The 15,343-nt window shown below is 36.1% G+C and carries 31 protein-coding genes; 13 read left to right on the forward strand and 18 right to left on the reverse strand.

All coding sequences use genetic code 11. The features are described 5' to 3' along the window. Positions 1-71 precede the first annotated feature (71 nt). From SIB75_RS05445 to SIB75_RS05470, 6 genes are all read right to left on the reverse strand, one after another. Complete coding sequence (locus SIB75_RS05445) at positions 72-413, reverse strand: DUF1330 domain-containing protein (RefSeq protein ID WP_413390646.1); 342 nt, start codon at positions 411-413, stop codon at positions 72-74. 87 nt (positions 414-500) lie between these two features. Continuing rightward, the gene (locus SIB75_RS05450) at positions 501-911 is read right to left on the reverse strand and encodes a DUP family protein (RefSeq protein WP_413684595.1); all 411 of its coding nucleotides are present in this window, start codon (positions 909-911) and stop codon (positions 501-503) included. A gap of 70 nt (positions 912-981) precedes the next feature. Beyond that, positions 982-1,227 carry a hypothetical protein gene (locus SIB75_RS05455; protein WP_413684596.1) on the reverse strand — a complete coding sequence of 82 codons (246 nt, stop codon included), beginning with the start codon at positions 1,225-1,227 and terminating at the stop codon, positions 982-984. A 127-nt stretch (positions 1,228-1,354) separates the two neighbouring features. Further along, complete coding sequence (locus tag SIB75_RS05460; protein WP_011294994.1) at positions 1,355-1,489, reverse strand: hypothetical protein; 135 nt, start codon at positions 1,487-1,489, stop codon at positions 1,355-1,357. Between the two features lie 33 nt (positions 1,490-1,522). Next, positions 1,523-1,699 carry a hypothetical protein gene (locus SIB75_RS05465; protein ID WP_413684598.1) on the reverse strand — a complete coding sequence of 59 codons (177 nt, stop codon included), beginning with the start codon at positions 1,697-1,699 and terminating at the stop codon, positions 1,523-1,525. Then, positions 1,700-1,894 carry a hypothetical protein gene (locus SIB75_RS05470; protein WP_011823828.1) on the reverse strand — a complete coding sequence of 65 codons (195 nt, stop codon included), beginning with the start codon at positions 1,892-1,894 and terminating at the stop codon, positions 1,700-1,702. A 507-nt stretch (positions 1,895-2,401) separates the two neighbouring features. On the opposite strand from SIB75_RS05470, the gene SIB75_RS05475 reads away from it, so the two are divergent. Continuing rightward, positions 2,402-2,527, forward strand: a complete 126-nt coding sequence (locus SIB75_RS05475) for a hypothetical protein (protein WP_413684600.1) — start codon at positions 2,402-2,404, stop codon at positions 2,525-2,527. Positions 2,528-2,612: 85 nt separating this feature from the next. Here SIB75_RS05475 and SIB75_RS05480 read toward each other — a convergent pair whose 3' ends face one another. Further along, positions 2,613-2,843, reverse strand: a complete 231-nt coding sequence (locus SIB75_RS05480) for a TIGR02450 family Trp-rich protein (RefSeq protein WP_011823827.1) — start codon at positions 2,841-2,843, stop codon at positions 2,613-2,615. A 468-nt stretch (positions 2,844-3,311) separates the two neighbouring features. Here SIB75_RS05480 and pstS point away from each other — a divergent pair, with 468 nt between their 5' ends. Both pstS and SIB75_RS05490 read left to right on the forward strand, forming a co-directional pair. Then, positions 3,312-4,283, forward strand: a complete 972-nt coding sequence (gene pstS / locus SIB75_RS05485; protein ID WP_413684797.1) for a phosphate ABC transporter substrate-binding protein PstS — start codon at positions 3,312-3,314, stop codon at positions 4,281-4,283. A gap of 120 nt (positions 4,284-4,403) precedes the next feature. Beyond that, positions 4,404-4,583 (forward strand): hypothetical protein, encoded by a 180-nt coding sequence (locus tag SIB75_RS05490; RefSeq protein ID WP_413684601.1) that lies wholly within the window; start codon positions 4,404-4,406, stop codon positions 4,581-4,583. Positions 4,584-4,630: 47 nt separating this feature from the next. On the opposite strand, the gene arsJ is transcribed toward SIB75_RS05490, so the two are convergent. Both arsJ and SIB75_RS05500 read right to left on the reverse strand, forming a co-directional pair. Next, positions 4,631-5,893: an organoarsenical effux MFS transporter ArsJ gene (arsJ, locus tag SIB75_RS05495; protein WP_413684602.1), complete on the reverse strand. Its 1,263-nt coding sequence runs from the start codon at positions 5,891-5,893 to the stop codon at positions 4,631-4,633. Between the two features lie 9 nt (positions 5,894-5,902). Next, complete coding sequence (locus tag SIB75_RS05500; protein WP_413684603.1) at positions 5,903-6,928, reverse strand: ArsJ-associated glyceraldehyde-3-phosphate dehydrogenase; 1,026 nt, start codon at positions 6,926-6,928, stop codon at positions 5,903-5,905. A gap of 138 nt (positions 6,929-7,066) precedes the next feature. Here SIB75_RS05500 and SIB75_RS05505 point away from each other — a divergent pair, with 138 nt between their 5' ends. Continuing rightward, positions 7,067-7,396: an ArsR/SmtB family transcription factor gene (locus SIB75_RS05505; RefSeq protein WP_413684604.1), complete on the forward strand. Its 330-nt coding sequence runs from the start codon at positions 7,067-7,069 to the stop codon at positions 7,394-7,396. Between the two features lie 90 nt (positions 7,397-7,486). Next, positions 7,487-7,705, forward strand: a complete 219-nt coding sequence (locus tag SIB75_RS05510) for a hypothetical protein (protein WP_413684605.1) — start codon at positions 7,487-7,489, stop codon at positions 7,703-7,705. 225 nt (positions 7,706-7,930) lie between these two features. Here SIB75_RS05510 and SIB75_RS05515 read toward each other — a convergent pair whose 3' ends face one another. The 3 genes from SIB75_RS05515 to SIB75_RS05525 form a co-directional block, all read right to left on the reverse strand. Further along, on the reverse strand, positions 7,931-8,068 hold the full coding sequence (locus tag SIB75_RS05515) for a hypothetical protein (RefSeq protein WP_413684606.1): 138 nt from the start codon (positions 8,066-8,068) through the stop codon (positions 7,931-7,933). 108 nt (positions 8,069-8,176) lie between these two features. Next, a complete protein-coding gene (locus SIB75_RS05520) occupies positions 8,177-8,353 on the reverse strand; it encodes a hypothetical protein (protein ID WP_413684608.1) in 177 nt (58 codons plus the stop codon). 2 nt (positions 8,354-8,355) lie between these two features. Next, on the reverse strand, positions 8,356-8,532 hold the full coding sequence (locus SIB75_RS05525; RefSeq protein ID WP_413390626.1) for a hypothetical protein: 177 nt from the start codon (positions 8,530-8,532) through the stop codon (positions 8,356-8,358). Between the two features lie 165 nt (positions 8,533-8,697). Here SIB75_RS05525 and SIB75_RS05530 point away from each other — a divergent pair, with 165 nt between their 5' ends. Continuing rightward, the gene (locus SIB75_RS05530) at positions 8,698-8,805 is read left to right on the forward strand and encodes a high light inducible protein (protein ID WP_011294533.1); all 108 of its coding nucleotides are present in this window, start codon (positions 8,698-8,700) and stop codon (positions 8,803-8,805) included. Between the two features lie 149 nt (positions 8,806-8,954). Continuing rightward, positions 8,955-9,110 carry a high light inducible protein gene (locus SIB75_RS05535; RefSeq protein ID WP_187146463.1) on the forward strand — a complete coding sequence of 52 codons (156 nt, stop codon included), beginning with the start codon at positions 8,955-8,957 and terminating at the stop codon, positions 9,108-9,110. 394 nt (positions 9,111-9,504) lie between these two features. Here SIB75_RS05535 and SIB75_RS05540 read toward each other — a convergent pair whose 3' ends face one another. Beyond that, the gene (locus tag SIB75_RS05540; protein ID WP_413684610.1) at positions 9,505-9,765 is read right to left on the reverse strand and encodes a hypothetical protein; all 261 of its coding nucleotides are present in this window, start codon (positions 9,763-9,765) and stop codon (positions 9,505-9,507) included. Between the two features lie 290 nt (positions 9,766-10,055). Beyond that, positions 10,056-10,268: a hypothetical protein gene (locus SIB75_RS05545; RefSeq protein WP_413684612.1), complete on the reverse strand. Its 213-nt coding sequence runs from the start codon at positions 10,266-10,268 to the stop codon at positions 10,056-10,058. Between the two features lie 514 nt (positions 10,269-10,782). Here SIB75_RS05545 and SIB75_RS05550 point away from each other — a divergent pair. Continuing rightward, complete coding sequence (locus SIB75_RS05550) at positions 10,783-10,959, forward strand: hypothetical protein (RefSeq protein ID WP_269605792.1); 177 nt, start codon at positions 10,783-10,785, stop codon at positions 10,957-10,959. A 118-nt stretch (positions 10,960-11,077) separates the two neighbouring features. Continuing rightward, positions 11,078-11,581, forward strand: coding sequence for an alternative oxidase (locus SIB75_RS05555; protein WP_413684613.1), 504 nt, complete (start codon positions 11,078-11,080; stop codon positions 11,579-11,581). 46 nt (positions 11,582-11,627) lie between these two features. Here SIB75_RS05555 and SIB75_RS05560 read toward each other — a convergent pair whose 3' ends face one another. Further along, on the reverse strand, positions 11,628-11,897 hold the full coding sequence (locus SIB75_RS05560; protein WP_413390619.1) for a hypothetical protein: 270 nt from the start codon (positions 11,895-11,897) through the stop codon (positions 11,628-11,630). Between the two features lie 1,381 nt (positions 11,898-13,278). Between SIB75_RS05560 and SIB75_RS05565 the strand changes: the two genes are divergently transcribed. From SIB75_RS05565 to SIB75_RS05580, 4 genes are all read left to right on the forward strand, one after another. Further along, a complete protein-coding gene (locus tag SIB75_RS05565) occupies positions 13,279-13,404 on the forward strand; it encodes a hypothetical protein (RefSeq protein ID WP_413684600.1) in 126 nt (41 codons plus the stop codon). A 244-nt stretch (positions 13,405-13,648) separates the two neighbouring features. Then, positions 13,649-13,777, forward strand: a complete 129-nt coding sequence (locus SIB75_RS05570; RefSeq protein WP_413684615.1) for a hypothetical protein — start codon at positions 13,649-13,651, stop codon at positions 13,775-13,777. A gap of 90 nt (positions 13,778-13,867) precedes the next feature. Then, positions 13,868-14,020: a hypothetical protein gene (locus tag SIB75_RS05575; protein ID WP_413684616.1), complete on the forward strand. Its 153-nt coding sequence runs from the start codon at positions 13,868-13,870 to the stop codon at positions 14,018-14,020. Between the two features lie 31 nt (positions 14,021-14,051). Then, entirely contained in the window at positions 14,052-14,222 is a 171-nt protein-coding gene (locus tag SIB75_RS05580; RefSeq protein WP_413684617.1) for a hypothetical protein, read from the forward strand. A gap of 37 nt (positions 14,223-14,259) precedes the next feature. Here the strand turns inward: SIB75_RS05580 and SIB75_RS05585 are convergent, their stop codons facing one another. The 3 genes from SIB75_RS05585 to SIB75_RS05595 all read right to left on the reverse strand — a co-directional run bounded on the left by SIB75_RS05585 (position 14,260) and on the right by SIB75_RS05595 (position 14,924). After that, a complete protein-coding gene (locus SIB75_RS05585; protein WP_413684618.1) occupies positions 14,260-14,406 on the reverse strand; it encodes a hypothetical protein in 147 nt (48 codons plus the stop codon). Positions 14,407-14,408: 2 nt separating this feature from the next. Beyond that, positions 14,409-14,510, reverse strand: a complete 102-nt coding sequence (locus SIB75_RS05590; RefSeq protein WP_110860922.1) for a chlorophyll a/b-binding protein — start codon at positions 14,508-14,510, stop codon at positions 14,409-14,411. 120 nt (positions 14,511-14,630) lie between these two features. After that, positions 14,631-14,924, reverse strand: a complete 294-nt coding sequence (locus tag SIB75_RS05595; RefSeq protein WP_413684620.1) for an MTH1187 family thiamine-binding protein — start codon at positions 14,922-14,924, stop codon at positions 14,631-14,633. Positions 14,925-15,343: the final 419 nt, after the last annotated feature.

The raw sequence follows: 15,343 nt of genomic DNA on the forward strand, positions 1-15,343 counted from the left end.
TAATGCGGTAAGGAATTAGTTCAATTCATCCATCCATGTGAAATGAATGGTGAAGTGGCTGATGCCATTATCTACATTCCCATTGCTCTTCTAAGTTTTGTAGCCTCGTCCATTCCCTCCATGATTGTGAAAGTAGAATTAACTGTCGCGGCTGTACGTAGCTTTGATAGCTCTTGATATTCACTGGATTCATAAGCTTCTACTGCTATTCGCATTGATGGGAATTCACAAATGACGGCTAGGTTTGAATCTTCAGTTTTTTCTTTTCCTATTGGGTCTGTATCTTTCGCAAATACCTCTCCACCATTTTCTTTGAGCCATGGTCCAACTTTTTCGACATATTCATTAAATAATTCTTGATTAATAACCTTTGCAGTTGAGATCCAGTACCCTTTGGCTCCTTTCTTATCCATTACCTTTTAATCAATTATGAATTTAGGATAGATCAGACTTAGCTCAAAAAATAATTTTAAAATCTATGCCCTATAAGTCTCAATAATTTATTTCCATAGACTTCTTTTTTTTAAAAGATCTTCGATGTTAGGCCATGCTGCAATTAGTTCCTTGAGGGCTTGTCTATTGGGAGTGTATAACACACATGAGAAGGCACTGATGACATAAAAGATAAACCACAATTTATTGATTGAGTAAACAGAGACAAAGGAGAAGATAAAACTACCAATGAATACAAAAAATAGTGATCGATTTATCACTTCAAGTGGAGATCTTCTTAATCGTCTAAGCAATCTTTTTGTAGATTTTGTCTTTGAAAATCTTTGTGCCTCTATTTCTTCTTCTTTGATTAGTCTTTCATTTTCTTGATCCAAGATTTCGTTTGATCTAACAATATCCTCTATCTCTTGACTGGATAAGTTATCTAGAGGCTCTGAGTCTTTTTTTATTGCTGCCATTAGTTCAACAAACTTAAAAGTTAGATAGTTATCTGCATCTACCTTACTAAAGCGAATGTTTGCCTTTTGATTAATTGCCTAGACCAGGTGGAAAAGGAAAAACTTGTTCATCCCCAAAAATATCCTCCATACTCAACTCTTCACTTTGTGAATCCATTCCTACAGCTTCTTCTTCGGATTCCATTCCCATTTCATATGAGTCACCTTCTCCATAATCCTCTGGTGGAACCCAGCCTTGTATTACAGCCTCAGCACTATTCAATCCAGAGAAAACAATGAATACGAATAAAGCTAATTTGATCAGAAAATTTTTCATATACCCATGCTCTCATTACTTAGGCTAATGCTTGATCAGAAGGTTGATTAGCTTTAGGACTTGTAAAAATACTCTTGGAATGTCTTCTTCAAATCGAGGCTTTTCCCTTTCTAATTAGCAACTGATTTTAATCTGCATTTTGTCTGACAGGTCTCATCATTCCGCCTCCATCATCATCGTCATCCCCAAAACCAAAAAATAGCCAGGTAATAGCAAATACAGCTAATGCCCCTGATAGCGTCAATGCTTGTAACTCGTTCAAAGCTTTTCGACTAATTTTTCACGACCTTAGCCCTTATTTCGTTTGTTTGTTGAAGAGGAGTGCTTTCTTTCTGGTTATATTGTCGAAACTTAATTTGATTACTAATGGAAGAATTAGCCAAAAGAGTGGAAGAACTTGAGCGTCGAGTCCAGCATTTAGAAGCAGTGCTGCAATACCAAGCAAGAAAAAACAAATAATCTCTGTTGCCATCTAACCAATACCTGGAATGTCAAAAGGGAGTTTGTCCTCCAGTACTACTAAGTATTTTTGGACTGCTGGAATACGAAGAAGAGCTAATGGAACAACAATATTCAGAACAATCCATGCTCCTCCAACTAATGGAGCCCATTTACCAGCTTTTTTAATAAAGCTCATTCCCTTCTCTTTCTCTGGAGTCTGATTCATGTTTTTGATTTATTGATTAGATCTTAGCTAGACCCCAAACTTACTATTTTTGATCAGGTTAAGTGGAAATGCAATGGGCATTAAGGCTGATTGCGTTGAGGTCCGAATAGAGCAAAGATAAGTTTGTTGAGTTAAGAGGCACCATTGATGGTCGACACTCCACCTGAGTATTTAAGAGAAGCGAACTGAATTCTGGTTCCTGCTCCAACATTCTCAATGAATAAGTAGGCTATTCGTCTGATGCGACAAGGATCAATTATATAGGTGCGTCAATTCAGTCGAAACTCCTCTGCATCGTTTAGGTGCCCTAACGGAGTAAAAAAGCCTTTCTACTAGACACTTGGCCCCAGGCCACCAATATCCAGAAGCTTCCAAAGAATCGGTAAAGAAAAAGGGCCCCCTGAGGCCCTTTTTGAATGTCTAATTAAAAGAGTTTTATTCTTTCTACGGTTTCCCTACCTAAGACGTACGGTCCTACAGAACCATTGAAGAAAAAGGAATTTTAAGATGAATGTACGTCAGGCAATCAATTGCACTGGTCATCGATTGATTGGCTTCTGGGGAGGAGCACTGACGTTTTTTATTCAAAGAAACAACCTTCTAAAGCTCAGTATAAAAAGAAGGTTGTCCTGAGAAGTTCCAAAAATATAAGAACAAATCTCTATTAGCCGTGCAGGAATAATTACTTAAATATCTGTTTTTTTATTTTCTCTAAAGATTAGTTGCCATCGCAATCTTCATCTTTTGGCAACTGAAGCCATCCACTCGTCCACTTTGAATATGTTTTTAATTCCGACCATGGAACTCTTATAAGAATTTCGTTGTTGTTAACTGGAAATAGTTCTACCCACCGTTCATCTTTTTTGCCTCCATAGCTTTTAACTTCAAAATGTCGATAACCTTCTCTTTTTACGGCTGAGGTCCAAGCTGCATTCGGTGGCCATCTCATTTAGTTTCCTCTTTTCTTCAAGCCTTCACTCTTTATCTATTTTAGTCTAAATTTATGCCCTTAAACCTTATTTATGTTTTATATTTTTGTAAACATTACATTTTAATCTAGAAAGATTCCTTTAACAGATAAATCTTTTCTCTCACTAGGATCTGGATATGTGTTTTTGTATTGCCTAATAGATATAGATGTGCCAATTATTAAGACTAGGATTATTAGAAGATATTTTACTTTGTTTTTCAACTTCTTATTAAATGCTTGATTGTTCTATTGGTTGTTTTCAACCAAGCATCAATCCTATTATGGCTTGCGAATCTACCGCTTCGCTCCATAAAAATATATTTTTATTTTGAACTAGTTTTTGCCGCAAGCTCTATATCAAGCTATATTGATTATATCAATAAATATTGATCAATGTCAGTACCTTCGCGTTCTATGCTTCCATTGCTTTTACGTCGCAGACCTTTGATGAGCTTTGCTAAGAAGAGTATTATTCTTTCCTCTTTAATTATTCTTGGCTCAGGAGGAAGTGCCCTTGCGGGTGCTCGACTCAGCGGAGCTGGAGCCTCTTTTCCCGCTAAAATCTACACTCGATGGTTTTCTGACTTAGCTAAAGAGCGTGGACCTCGTGTTAACTATCAGGCTGTTGGTTCAGGTTCTGGCCGCAAGGCTTTCATTGATGAAACCGTTAATTTCGGTGCGTCTGATGATCCGATGAAAGCAACAGATATGGCAAAAGTGAAGCGTGGATTAGTTCAAATCCCAATGGTTGGTGGCACTATTGCCTTTGGTTATAACTACGATTGCGATCTTAAACTTACTCAAGAGCAAGCAGTTCGTGTTGCTATGGGTAAAATTACAAACTGGAAAGAGGTTGGTTGCCCTGAAGGGAAACTAACTTGGGCGCATCGTTCTGATGGCTCGGGTACTACGAAGGCTTTTACAAATTCCATGCAAGCTTTCTCAAAGACCTGGACACTAGGTACAGGTAAATCTGTCGCCTGGCCTGCTGGTGTTGGTGGTAAAGGTAATGCTGGTGTTGCTGGAGTTATTCGAAACACTCCTGGTGCAATTGGTTATGTAAACCAGTCATATATAGGAGGTGAAATCAAAGCAGCCGCTCTCCAGAATTTATCAGGAGAGTTCTTACAGCCAACTACTGAGGCTGGTGCGATTTCTCTTAATGGAATACAACTAGATAAAAATCTAGCCGGAAAAAATCCCAACCCTAAGTCCAAGGGTGCATACCCAATCGCAACCCTTACATGGATTCTTGCTTACGAAACTGGTAATGGTAAAAACACTGATGCCATTAAAGATTCACTTAACTACCTACTAAGTGATAAAGCCCAGGCTAAGGCTCCTTCTCTTGGATTTGTTCCTCTAAAAGGTGATATTCTTTCCAAGTCTCGCGCTGCTGTAAAGCGTATTGGTAAATAAATTAAACCTCATGCTCTTAAAAAGGAGGCATTAGCCTCCTTTTTAATGTCTTTTTTGCTAGCCAGTCACTTCCTAACTTAAGCTAAAAAATAAGCTCTTTAATATGAAAAAAAAGAATCAATGAATAATTGGAAGGGAATAGTTGGATCACCCATCTGGTGGATTCCAGTTTCACTACTAGTTTTATTTATTTCGATTGAGGGATTACATCTAGCCGAACATGGTAAAAACTGTAAAACGAAAGCAGCTTGGATGAATGAAGTTGGACTTGAATATGACCGAGAATCAGAGGTTCAGTAGTATTTCTTTCGCGTGATATTTAATTTATTTTTAATTGATATGGGATCTTAGGCTTTTTCAATAGCTATAGCACTTGAAACTGGTGGTAGTCTTAAACTAGTCAACAATGAGATAAATACAAATAGGCTTGAACACCATAAACATAGTTGCATTCCTATAGAGGCATTAGCTCCAAGCATGAATAAAACTCCTGATAGGAGAGTACCAATCAGTCTCCCTGCCGCATTTGCCATGTAATAGAAGCCTACGTTTAGACTCACGTTTTCCTTGTCCGTATAAGCAAGAACCATATATGAATGTATTGATGAGTTCATTGCAAATATGAACCCAAATAATATCAATCCAGCTGTAATTGCTATTTCTGGATTGCTTTGTCGCCATAGTGCTATTGCTATTAGCGCTGGTATTGCAGTTAAGGCAGCGCTCCAGAATTGAACAGAAGAAACTCCTGGGCTTGTTTTATTTCCCCATAAATTTCTTAAAGACGGCGCAAACGCTTGAATAAAACCATAACCAATAACCCACAATCCTAGAAAAGCTCCAATCTCAGAAAAATTCCAATTTAGATACGTTTCAAGAAAAACAGGTAGTGCAACGACGAACCATACGTCTCTTGCCCCAAAAAGAAAAAAGCGTGCAAAAGAGATGACATTGATCCCTTGAGATTTAGAAAATAAGTCTTTAAAGATTGGTTTGTTTTTCATCTTTCCAATATCTCCAGGCAAAATCAATGTCATTAGAAATGACAGACCTAAACCGATAGCCATTAATTCAACTGCTTTATTAAAACCGAAACTGGTCAGCAATAATCCACCAAGAAAGAAGCCAACTCCTTTGAGTGCATTTTTTGAGCCAGTTAAGATAGCTACCCATTTAAATAATTGATTATTTCCACCATCTTCTTCTGAGGAGTCTGGAACGACAGTTTTGATGGCACTTTTAGCACTCATCTTATTGAGATCTTTTGCTATACCACTAATCGCTTGAGCAACCATGACATAAATGACACTCAAAAGTTTCGACCAACCACTCGAAACTGGTATCAACATCAATAAGGCACCGATTTGTAAAAGAGTCCCGACCCATAGTGTTAGACGTAATCCATATCTTGCTCCAATCCATCCACCATAGAGATTAGTGATGACGCCAAAGAACTCGTAAAAAAGGAATAAGAATGCGATTTCTAAGGTTGTATATCCAAGGCTATGAAAGTGAAAAATCACTAGCATCCTTAGAGCACCATCTGTCAGTGTGAATGCCCAATAGTTGGTCGTTACGATTCCATATTGCTGTATTGACGATAATTTCATACTTTATTTTTATTCTTTTTCTAGCTTTATTACATGTGATATGAGATCTGCCATTCGACAGCTATACCCCCATTCATTGTCATACCAAATATAGACTTTCAGTTGAGTTTTGTTGATCACCATGGTTGAGGTCGCATCAATAATTGAACTCCTTGAGTCATTGACATAATCAATTGAGACAAGTGGTTTTTCTTCGTAACCAAGTATTCCTTTCAGCTCTCCTTCAGAGGCTTCTTTGAACACATGATTGACTTCTTCTTGCGTGACCTCTTTCTCTAATTCAAATACAGCATCAGTTAAAGATCCATTGAGGAGAGGAACTCGAACTGCATGACCATTTAATTTTCCTTGTAATTCAGGGAATATCATCCCTATCGCTTTTGCTGATCCTGTCGTTGTTGGAATTAAGCTTTGTGATCCGCTTCTGGCTCTTCTTAAATCTGGCTTAAATGAATCAACGATTACCTGAGTATTTGTTAGGTCATGGAGTGTAGTGATGCTTCCATGCTTAATGCCAAAGCTTTGATTAACGACCTTCACGACTGGAGCTAAGCAATTAGTTGTGCAGGATGCTGCTGTTACTAAGCGATGTTTATTGGGCTTATATAAATCATGATTAATACCGTAGACGATATTTAGAGCATCCTCTCCCTGTATTTCACCTTTAACAGGACATGCAACGACAACTCTTTTCATTCCAAGAGTATCGAAATATGGATTTAATGTTTGAGGGGTTTTGAATTTTCCTGAACATTCGAGAATTAGTTCTATTCCTTTTTCCTTCCATGGGACTTTTATAAAATCGCTTTCCTTTGAAAAAGATATTGGTTGATCTTCAATACTCAGGTTGTTTTGGTCGTTGCTTATTGCTTTGTTCCAGCGACCATGCACTGAATCAAATTCAAGTAAATGCGCAGCTCCCTTTGCATCACCCAATGGATCGTTGATATGTGTAATCTCGATATTTTCTCTACCCCAGAGCGCTCTTAGAACAAGTCGTCCTATTCGACCGAAACCATTAATACCGATTCGCATAACCTGTAATTGAGTTAATTGAGTGAATCAACAAAGGACTGGATTCCTCATATCAATTTATATTGATATAAATAGGTTTGTCTATGCAATCCTTTTCTGCGGTTTGTTTTATCATGTGATTATATTTTTTCTTCTTTGATGGCCACAGCGACAAAGAGCGAAGTAGTTCTTGAAAATGCAATGGCTAGGAAATTGCTAAAAGCTTTATCTGATCCATTGCGATTGCAAATCATTGAGTCTCTTTCAGGAGGAGAACGATGTGTTTGCGATTTGATCAAAGAAATTGGATTAGCTCAATCGAAAATATCTTTTCATTTAAAAGTTTTAAAAGACGCAGGTTTGATTACCGATAGGCAAACTGGTAGATGGGTTTATTACCAATTGAATATTGACTCATTAAATTCTTTGCAAGATTGGATTGAACTGTTAAAAGAAAGCTCGCAACAACCATCTCAAGCTTGTAATTAAAGCAATCAATTTAAATCTAGATATCAACTGATTTAGCTCTATTTAGAATTATTCTAATAATTTTTAGGTAATTATTTCTACTAGGTATCAATGGATACTCTTTTATGCTTGGATAGTTATCATATTCTTATTACATCAAGATTTTTTGATATGAGCAAGAAAATCTCTAAAAAAGCTAGTGCTATTAGAACAATTTCTTTAGCAGTTGGTTCTCTAAGTCTTCTCGTTATTGCTGTTTCTCAAGTTACAGGCAATGAAGCCTGCACAAGCAGTTCTTATTCGATTGAAAATCAAATACGACTTTCATGATTTAATTTTCAATCTTGATATTTATAGTGCCTGAGTTTTTTAGGTGAATTTTTCAAGAGATATTTTTATTACTAGTTTGATCATTTTGGGATCCTCTTCAATTGTTGGATACTTTTACCAACTCCCAATTGCTTTTGGATATGCATTGTTTAACGTGTTGGTACTGCTTATTTGGTCAAAACTTGCATCTCGCTAAACCTTCATTCATCGCGACTTATACATAAATTATTCTTGGTCTTGTGAGAAATCTGCTAGATCCATTATTTTTTTAAATTCGTCCATCTCCTCGTCTGAAACTGCTGTCTTCTCCTGAAGTTCTTTTAATAAAGCATCTATTTTTCTTTGGATATTTTCTTCGCTCAAAATTTTTAATTAATTACATAAGTAATTATATATTCAATTCACGCTTAAACCTGTTTAGGGACGACAAATTGTTGTAGTTAATGAGTAAATATTATTTTGGTAGTCAATTCAGGCCTGTGCTCCATCTGCTACACGCATCGTCATTCCTCCATCCATGTCATCATCATCGTTGTTGTCCAATATTGCTTTTCCAACCTCATAAAGGAGATAAGTCCCAACAATAATTAGAACGAAAAGGAGATTAAAATCTCCTGAGCTTGAAGCGTATGTCTGAATTTCACCCATAATTATCCTCTATTAAATAACCCTCTTCTCTTTTGTTGTGGCTTAGCTGCTCTAGTTCCACGTGCCTGCTGCATTTCAGCCTTTGTAATTGGCTTACGATTTTGGAAAGTGTCCCACCCAAGTAAAGCCACAGTTCCAATGGCTCCAAAGAAAAGAACTACACCCGGTATTAAATCCATCTAGTTGAGTTAAGTCCAACAAAGTTAGTGGAATTGTTATTTAGACCGTGGATGAAAAATATTGCTTCAGCTAATAACCCTGATAACTTTTGCTGTGTACGGGTGCCCCCTTTACATTCCTTTACTTTTCCTTTACATTCATGCGCATTATTTGAGATTAATCTCGTGACTCCAGAAGCAGAAAAGTTTAATGGTTGGATGGCAATGATCGGCTTTATTGCTGCTTTCGGTGCTTACGCAACAACCGGTCAAATCATTCCAGGCATTTTTTAGGTTAATAAATGACTTCTAGTAACCCAGTTTCTGATCAATCAATTGATCCAACTGATAATAAATCAGAGGGTCAATCAGTTGATCCAACAGGAATCCCAGCTTACAGTTCTGCTTCTAACCAGATCATTACTGAATACGGTAAGCAAAACATGTTTGCGACCCAGGTACAAACCCAATTAGTTGAAAACTATTCCAACTATCCTGAAGAAGCAGAAAAGACCAATGGCCGTTGGGCAATGATTGGAATGATTGCTTTACTTGGCGCTTATATCACTACTGGTCAAATAATCCCTGGCATATTTTAAATAGGTCTAAATTAAATCAATTTTCATATAAATCTACAGATTTTTCTCTAGATTTGTTTGTCTCACCCAGGCAATTAATCCATCTTTCAGTTTTATTAAATAAGAAATTTACTAGCAAAAATTTTAAAAGTAATCATGTTAGGAATAAGTCCTTCAATCATCTCAGCTTGTCTAAGCAAAGTCATTCTTAGGAAATACGATCGCTGATCATCCTTATCAATGGCGCGATTGACCCAATTGCAAGCACTGCAAACATAATAAAAATAATTATTTTTGATTCCCATTTTTCCATAAAAATGTTTTAGCTAATTAGCACTTATATCTGTGGATTTTTTCTAGCCTTCGATAAAATTAGTAATTTATTATCAATCAATTCTTTTAAACAAAAAGATAATCAGTCTTTACCGGAATTTTTACCAAAACCTGGAATAAAAGGAAATGCTTGATCATCTCCAAGATCTGGGACAGCACTAGTTTTCGAGCCATCCATGGTTTCACTTGATTCTTCGATCACAATACCCATAGAGTTGTCTTCATTCATATCAGAGCCCATTTGGACCGCCTCTGCAGGGTTGATTCCTGATAAAAAAGTTGATGAAGCTATAAAAATAGACAAAGCTAAAAAACTAGCAGCCCTAAATATCTTTTTGAGCATGAATGTAAAACAGTTATATCCAATCTAACGTCGGTATTCCCCAGAACGTGTTAGGTCTGATTACTCAATCAATGAGATTCAGTTAGATAATAGGTGTTGTAGCGATTGTTGAAACCTCTGAGAAGATAGCAACAGCCATGAATATGTAAGGAACTAATTTCATTGTTTTTGTGAATACGTATTAAGTATATTTGCCCATCATCTAATCAGTGGTAGCTGATTGTACGGTTCTCGCCCCAACTACCATAAGTAAATTTGTAGGTGGCTATAAAAATATCTGATAAGCAATATCAATTGCTATCACTGTTTTGTTGGATCGCTTTTTTAGCAAGATTCTCTAGTTGATCAGGAGAAGCTGGTGTCGTTTTGTTTTTTCCTTCTTTTAATCCTCTTAGTAAAGAAGTAATTATTGCCAGTCCTAAAAATGTTCCTAACCCCAACCAAAAAATTCTCTCTACTAAGAGTGCGGTGGGATTGCCAATTGCATCAGTTAATTGTTCCATCTTTTCGATTTGAGAAAAAAATAAGCCTCACAACAGTTTTTTACTAATTTTGCCTTAATCCATCATAGAAATTACGTGCAGAAATTCATGGCATAAAAAAACCCTCAAATTTGAGGGAGAAGATACTGAGAGATCCCCATCACCCAGTAATTCAAAAATACTACTCGCTTTGTAAATATTACGCAAGCTAATAATTCCAGATATGGGTCTTTTTTTCTGTTTTTTTAATCTTTCTAACACCAGATATGGTAGGGGTTGCAATTTGGAGGAAAAACAGTTAAAAATAAGATCCCCATCATCCAGGCCCGTAGGACACCATACCTAGGGTCTTTTTTATTGGAATTGCTTTTTATTTAGAACTTGGAGTTATTTAAGGACTCTGAGGCTGTGGAAAACTTAGACAACTTGAAGTGTTTTTTACACAAGTATCGATTAGATAAACATTCACTTCGTGCTAACCGTAACACTAAATATTTTTAGATCAGTTAGGTTTGTGCAAACAATTTTCTGATACATGTCTGAGCTTCAGCTAGTAGACTCATTTCCCATCTGGAAAGCTGTTTTATGGTGCTTCTATCCTATGGCTGCTCTAGTTCTCGTAGAACTAATTTCAAGAGCGCTTCCAGACGATGATGACGATTTCGGTGGAGGAAAGATGATTCCTGCTTACCAGCCTGTTCGAGCAAGATAGAGTTAATCATTGGTCTACTTCCATATCCATCTCCGGTTGCTATCGATAGTTAAATAAATAAGTTATAACTCATATTCATTTATTAAGTATTTATACTTCAGTAACGCACTAATGAATTATGAAAGGTTTTAATTCGTTTGTTTTAGATTTCAGTGTAAGTATTCTTGATCGGATCTACGAAGGTAGACCGATACAACGTTTTTGGGTTCTTGAGGTAATTGCTAGAGCACCTTATTTTGCATTCTTATCAGTTTTGCATTTACAAGAATCGCTTGGTCTAAAGACTTCTTTAAGCAACAAGCTTATGAAGGCTCATTTTTACCAAGCAATCAATGAGACGGAGCATTTAGAGGAGATGGAATCAAGAAGCGGCAATAGATATTGGGTTGATCAATTTCTTGCTAGGCATTTAGTGCTCTTCTATTACTGGGTAATGGTTTTTTATTACTTGCTATCTCCTTCAAATGCATACGATATCAATATAAAAATTGAAGAGCATGCGTATGAAACTTATGCAAAGTATCTAACCGTTAATCCAAACGATCAGAGGATACGTGAAATTGCTCAGGATGAGATCAATCATGCGAACGAATTAAAAGAAGCAATTGCTTTGATAAGTTAAGACGCCAACTTTTTGTTGATGATATTTTTTCCTTGAGGTTTTTAAATTATCTAAAGCAAGCATCTCCAACAATTCTGAGCTTCTCGATACGAGTAAGGTTCTCTCTCTTTAACAATGTTCTAGGGGAAACAGCCAAGCCTAATTTGATTCTGTTTGGCAATGATTCAATTAATGATTCCATATCTGTTAGATCTTCATTAGAAGATGCAATAACATCTTTTGTGCATTCCCAACCTTTGGTCGTAATGATTTGAGGCCATATAAACCAAAGACCGCTAAATGCTCCGAGAATTAAGAAAAACAGATTTCTAATCATTGTTCAGATTTAATTGAGACTAATCTTTAGATTTGATTCTTTATTTATACCTAAGCAGTGTTGATCCTCAAGACCAGAGACTAGGTTCTGCAGTACTCACAACTGCACCATTTTTTCAAATATCTCTATGTTCTCATGTATATGTTTCCCTAGCAGCCCTCTAAAGCTTGAACTATAACTATCGCTTTTCAGGTTGTCTTTGTTGACACTTCTGAAAATCACCCTTATTCCTTTAGCTGATCTTGCTTGAGCCTCGTCGTTGTCAAACTTTCTGACCTATTCATCGTAAGGTACATTCACATCAAATGTACATACAGTTGTTTCAAGCATTAGGTGAGAAATAAAGTTATTTCTTCAATTTAAAAGCTCCTTTCCTCCTTGCAATAACGCATTATATTTGTGGCCCAAATCCAATAAATATATTATTGGATGTCTTTAAATATTCTGTGATAGATCAATTCTCCGTATTCCACAACAGCAAATTATCGTGTTCCTTTACTAAGGGGATTGTATTAGATAATTGCAAAACTACTTTGAATCGAGGAAGTATTTTGAATATGCATCACCATTTAAGATGCAAAAATCGAATAAAAATATCTTAAAGTTTTCTGGGTATTCCTTCCAGGTCAGACTTTTTAACTCTTCAAGCTCCGTTTCACTAAGTTTTTTCATATTTGCGTATACGTAAAACCCTTCGTCTAAGTCTTTTGGGATATCTTTATTAACCGAGCTTGTTGATTCATTTGAATCAGTGAAAAATGCTTCCTTAGATCAATCGAAAAATTCAATTTTTTGAGGATCACTTCTACACCCTTTAGCTATCTCACCGAAAATGCTTGTTTGATCTTGTTTACTTGTTTGTTGTCTCGACATATTGAAGTTTTGATTTGAGATGAAATTCTTAGACCCCAAACTTACTATTTTTGATCAGGTTAAGTGGAAATGCAATGGGCATTAAGGCTGATTGCGTTGAGGTCCGAATAGAGCAAAGATAAGTTTGTTGAGTTAAGAGGCACCATTGATGGTCGACACTCCACCTGAGTATTTAAGAGAAGCGAACTGAATTCTGGTTCCTGCTCCAACATTCTCAATGAATAAGTAGGCTATTCGTCTGATGCGACAAGGATCAATGATATAGGTGCGTCAATTCAGTCGAAACTCCTCTGCATCGTTTAGGTGCCCTAACGGAGTAAAAAAGCCTTTCTACTAGACACTTGGCCCCAGGCCACCAATATCCAGAAGCTTCCAAAGAATCGGTAAAGAAAAAGGGCCCCCTGAGGCCCTTTTTGAATGTCTAATTAAAAGAGTTTTATTCTTTCTACGGTTTCCCTACCTAAGACGTACGGTCCTACAGAACCATTGAAGAAAAAGGAATTTTAAGATGAATGTACGTCAGGCAATCAATTGCACTGGTCATCGATTGATTGGCTTCTGGGGAGGAGCACTGACGTTTTTTATTCAAAGAAACAACCTTCTAAAGCTCAGTATAAAAAGAAGGTTGTCCTGAGAAGTTCCAAAAATATAAGAACAAATCTCTATTAGCCGTGCAGGAATAATTACCTAACATCTATTCTTCATGGATATTGTTATTTTGTTAGTGGTAATGATAAGTAATTTTTATATAGCCATGCTTATTATTATCATTATTTCTTTTTATTGAAGTATGCCGAAAGGCAATTACCCCTATCGGTCTTTACGGTCTCTGAGGCTGATTGGGAGTCGTTAAATTTGCATCTGATTTTGTATTTTCGATGTCTAAAGAAACTTACCAAGAAATTAAAAGAATCAGTGGAGAAGAATTAAAAGAGTTGTTATCTAATTTGGATAATGTTTTTGATCTAGGTACTGGTACCTTGTTGGGTGAAAGCCATTTGGCTTAAAAAGATTATTAAGTTACTGTTTATTGCTTTTTGCTGTTGAATTTCTCTTTTGATGTTTTTTTCTCTACATTTGAAAAAATCAAGTTTCCAATGAGTCATTTTTTGGCAACCTATATAGATTTTGTTCAAAGTGTTGGCTTTATTTTTTTAGCGACCATTGCAGTTTTTATCACTAGAAAACTATATTCAGACAATAGAAAAGATAATTACATTGAAGCTGTGAAAATTGATGTTGACGAGTGAATTTTTTGCTAGAACTTAAAAAAACAGGAAAATGCCAAAAGCTTTTGAGGAATTTAAATTCACTGATGATCAAAAAACAGGAGCAGTATCATTATTTTGGGAGAATGTTCATCTTGCCGCTAAAGCCTTAAAGGAGGATACCAATTGCCCCAACGAGATTATTGCTAGTGGTTTAAGAGCCGTTGCGGCTGAATGGGATTGATTCTGTGGCTATCTAAATAAATAGGAGTTATTAACATCTAATTTTGGTTGGGCTCGTCATTTGATTCTGGATTCTCTTTTTTTTCTTCTTCTTCTTCTTCTTCTTCCTTAAATTGCTTCATGGCTTTACTGCCTATTGCATCTTCGATTAATTCAAAAAACCAAGTCTTAATAGGGTTAGCCATTCTTAACGAATTAGATAGTTTGTGAATAACCAGATAGCAACGATAAACATAGCGACTCTTCCGTGAATAACTTCTGATCTACTTAGACGAGCAAAGATAGTCATTAATTACCGTGCTGGTATTTCTTTTATATCAGTAGAGATCTTGATATGCATGGGTAATTGTTGGGATCTTTCTTTTGTTTTAGGGTTTTAAACCTTTTCTTAATGCTTTAAATCCTTTTGCTATGAGCCTCTTACGCTTTCCACTTTTTCTTTAAATAATTGCTTCTTATCTGTACGTGTATTTACTTTTAATGTTGTGTAAATACGTGGAGCACCTTTGCTATGAACTGCTTCATGGCATTTCTTTACACATTCAAAAACTTGATCCCACTCCCCCTCAATTGCAGTTCCATTTGGACCTAGTTCATATTCGAGCTTGTGTTCCTCAATAATTGATAAGCACGACTTTATGTATGGAGATAATGAGACACCGACCCCTATTGGTACTAAGCAAAGATCTATGCTTACCCACATATTAACTTAAGATTGAAAAGGGTTTTTTTATTCTAGCTACTAATATATATACTTTAAGTCTTCTTAAACAATAGCTTTGTACCAAAAAAATTATGGTAGGTCGGTTATTACTAATGTTTTTGCTTACTTGTTCGTCTCGTCTTTTCTGTGGTTTTATTACGGTATAGAAAAATGATATTTATGGATAACAATCAAATTCAGGTTTTACCTTTTTTCATTATTACCTTCGCCATACTGATCAGCGGCGTTACTGTTGTCTTTACTTAAGATGTTGTATTGATACTTCCTGTTAGATTTAGAGAACATATGAATTAATATTTCTTTAATGAATTTTGCCACGATTACAATCATTACGATTATTTCTACTGTATTTTTTTACGTGATTTTTTTAGTGCTTGGGGTAGGAGGTATTGCCAAAA

The organism is Prochlorococcus sp. MIT 1011 (assembly GCF_047305235.1).
GTDB lineage: Bacteria > Cyanobacteriota > Cyanobacteriia > PCC-6307 > Cyanobiaceae > Prochlorococcus_B.

Excerpts from the sequence above, each read along its gene's own strand:
- SIB75_RS05445 (WP_413390646.1), bottom strand. The coding sequence starts at position 413 with ATGGATAAGAAAGGAGCCAAAGGGTACTGGATCTCAACTGCAAAGGTT.
- SIB75_RS05450 (WP_413684595.1), bottom strand. The coding sequence starts at position 911 with ATGGCAGCAATAAAAAAAGACTCAGAGCCTCTAGATAACTTATCCAGT.
- SIB75_RS05455 (WP_413684596.1), bottom strand. The coding sequence starts at position 1,227 with ATGAAAAATTTTCTGATCAAATTAGCTTTATTCGTATTCATTGTTTTC.
- SIB75_RS05465 (WP_413684598.1), bottom strand. The coding sequence starts at position 1,699 with ATGGCAACAGAGATTATTTGTTTTTTCTTGCTTGGTATTGCAGCACTG.
- SIB75_RS05470 (WP_011823828.1), bottom strand. The coding sequence starts at position 1,894 with ATGAATCAGACTCCAGAGAAAGAGAAGGGAATGAGCTTTATTAAAAAA.
- SIB75_RS05475 (WP_413684600.1), top strand. The coding sequence starts at position 2,402 with ATGAATGTACGTCAGGCAATCAATTGCACTGGTCATCGATTGATTGGC.
- SIB75_RS05480 (WP_011823827.1), bottom strand. The coding sequence starts at position 2,843 with ATGAGATGGCCACCGAATGCAGCTTGGACCTCAGCCGTAAAAAGAGAA.
- pstS (WP_413684797.1), top strand. The coding sequence starts at position 3,312 with ATGAGCTTTGCTAAGAAGAGTATTATTCTTTCCTCTTTAATTATTCTT.
- SIB75_RS05490 (WP_413684601.1), top strand. The coding sequence starts at position 4,404 with ATGAATAATTGGAAGGGAATAGTTGGATCACCCATCTGGTGGATTCCA.
- arsJ (WP_413684602.1), bottom strand. The coding sequence starts at position 5,893 with ATGAAATTATCGTCAATACAGCAATATGGAATCGTAACGACCAACTAT.
- SIB75_RS05500 (WP_413684603.1), bottom strand. The coding sequence starts at position 6,928 with ATGCGAATCGGTATTAATGGTTTCGGTCGAATAGGACGACTTGTTCTA.
- SIB75_RS05505 (WP_413684604.1), top strand. The coding sequence starts at position 7,067 with ATGGCCACAGCGACAAAGAGCGAAGTAGTTCTTGAAAATGCAATGGCT.
- SIB75_RS05510 (WP_413684605.1), top strand. The coding sequence starts at position 7,487 with ATGGATACTCTTTTATGCTTGGATAGTTATCATATTCTTATTACATCA.
- SIB75_RS05520 (WP_413684608.1), bottom strand. The coding sequence starts at position 8,353 with ATGGGTGAAATTCAGACATACGCTTCAAGCTCAGGAGATTTTAATCTC.
- SIB75_RS05525 (WP_413390626.1), bottom strand. The coding sequence starts at position 8,532 with ATGGATTTAATACCGGGTGTAGTTCTTTTCTTTGGAGCCATTGGAACT.
- SIB75_RS05535 (WP_187146463.1), top strand. The coding sequence starts at position 8,955 with ATGTTTGCGACCCAGGTACAAACCCAATTAGTTGAAAACTATTCCAAC.
- SIB75_RS05540 (WP_413684610.1), bottom strand. The coding sequence starts at position 9,765 with ATGCTCAAAAAGATATTTAGGGCTGCTAGTTTTTTAGCTTTGTCTATT.
- SIB75_RS05545 (WP_413684612.1), bottom strand. The coding sequence starts at position 10,268 with ATGGAACAATTAACTGATGCAATTGGCAATCCCACCGCACTCTTAGTA.
- SIB75_RS05550 (WP_269605792.1), top strand. The coding sequence starts at position 10,783 with ATGTCTGAGCTTCAGCTAGTAGACTCATTTCCCATCTGGAAAGCTGTT.
- SIB75_RS05555 (WP_413684613.1), top strand. The coding sequence starts at position 11,078 with ATGAAAGGTTTTAATTCGTTTGTTTTAGATTTCAGTGTAAGTATTCTT.
- SIB75_RS05560 (WP_413390619.1), bottom strand. The coding sequence starts at position 11,897 with ATGATTAGAAATCTGTTTTTCTTAATTCTCGGAGCATTTAGCGGTCTT.
- SIB75_RS05565 (WP_413684600.1), top strand. The coding sequence starts at position 13,279 with ATGAATGTACGTCAGGCAATCAATTGCACTGGTCATCGATTGATTGGC.
- SIB75_RS05570 (WP_413684615.1), top strand. The coding sequence starts at position 13,649 with ATGTCTAAAGAAACTTACCAAGAAATTAAAAGAATCAGTGGAGAAGAA.
- SIB75_RS05575 (WP_413684616.1), top strand. The coding sequence starts at position 13,868 with ATGAGTCATTTTTTGGCAACCTATATAGATTTTGTTCAAAGTGTTGGC.
- SIB75_RS05580 (WP_413684617.1), top strand. The coding sequence starts at position 14,052 with ATGCCAAAAGCTTTTGAGGAATTTAAATTCACTGATGATCAAAAAACA.
- SIB75_RS05585 (WP_413684618.1), bottom strand. The coding sequence starts at position 14,406 with ATGGCTAACCCTATTAAGACTTGGTTTTTTGAATTAATCGAAGATGCA.
- SIB75_RS05590 (WP_110860922.1), bottom strand. The coding sequence starts at position 14,510 with ATGACTATCTTTGCTCGTCTAAGTAGATCAGAAGTTATTCACGGAAGA.
- SIB75_RS05595 (WP_413684620.1), bottom strand. The coding sequence starts at position 14,924 with ATGTGGGTAAGCATAGATCTTTGCTTAGTACCAATAGGGGTCGGTGTC.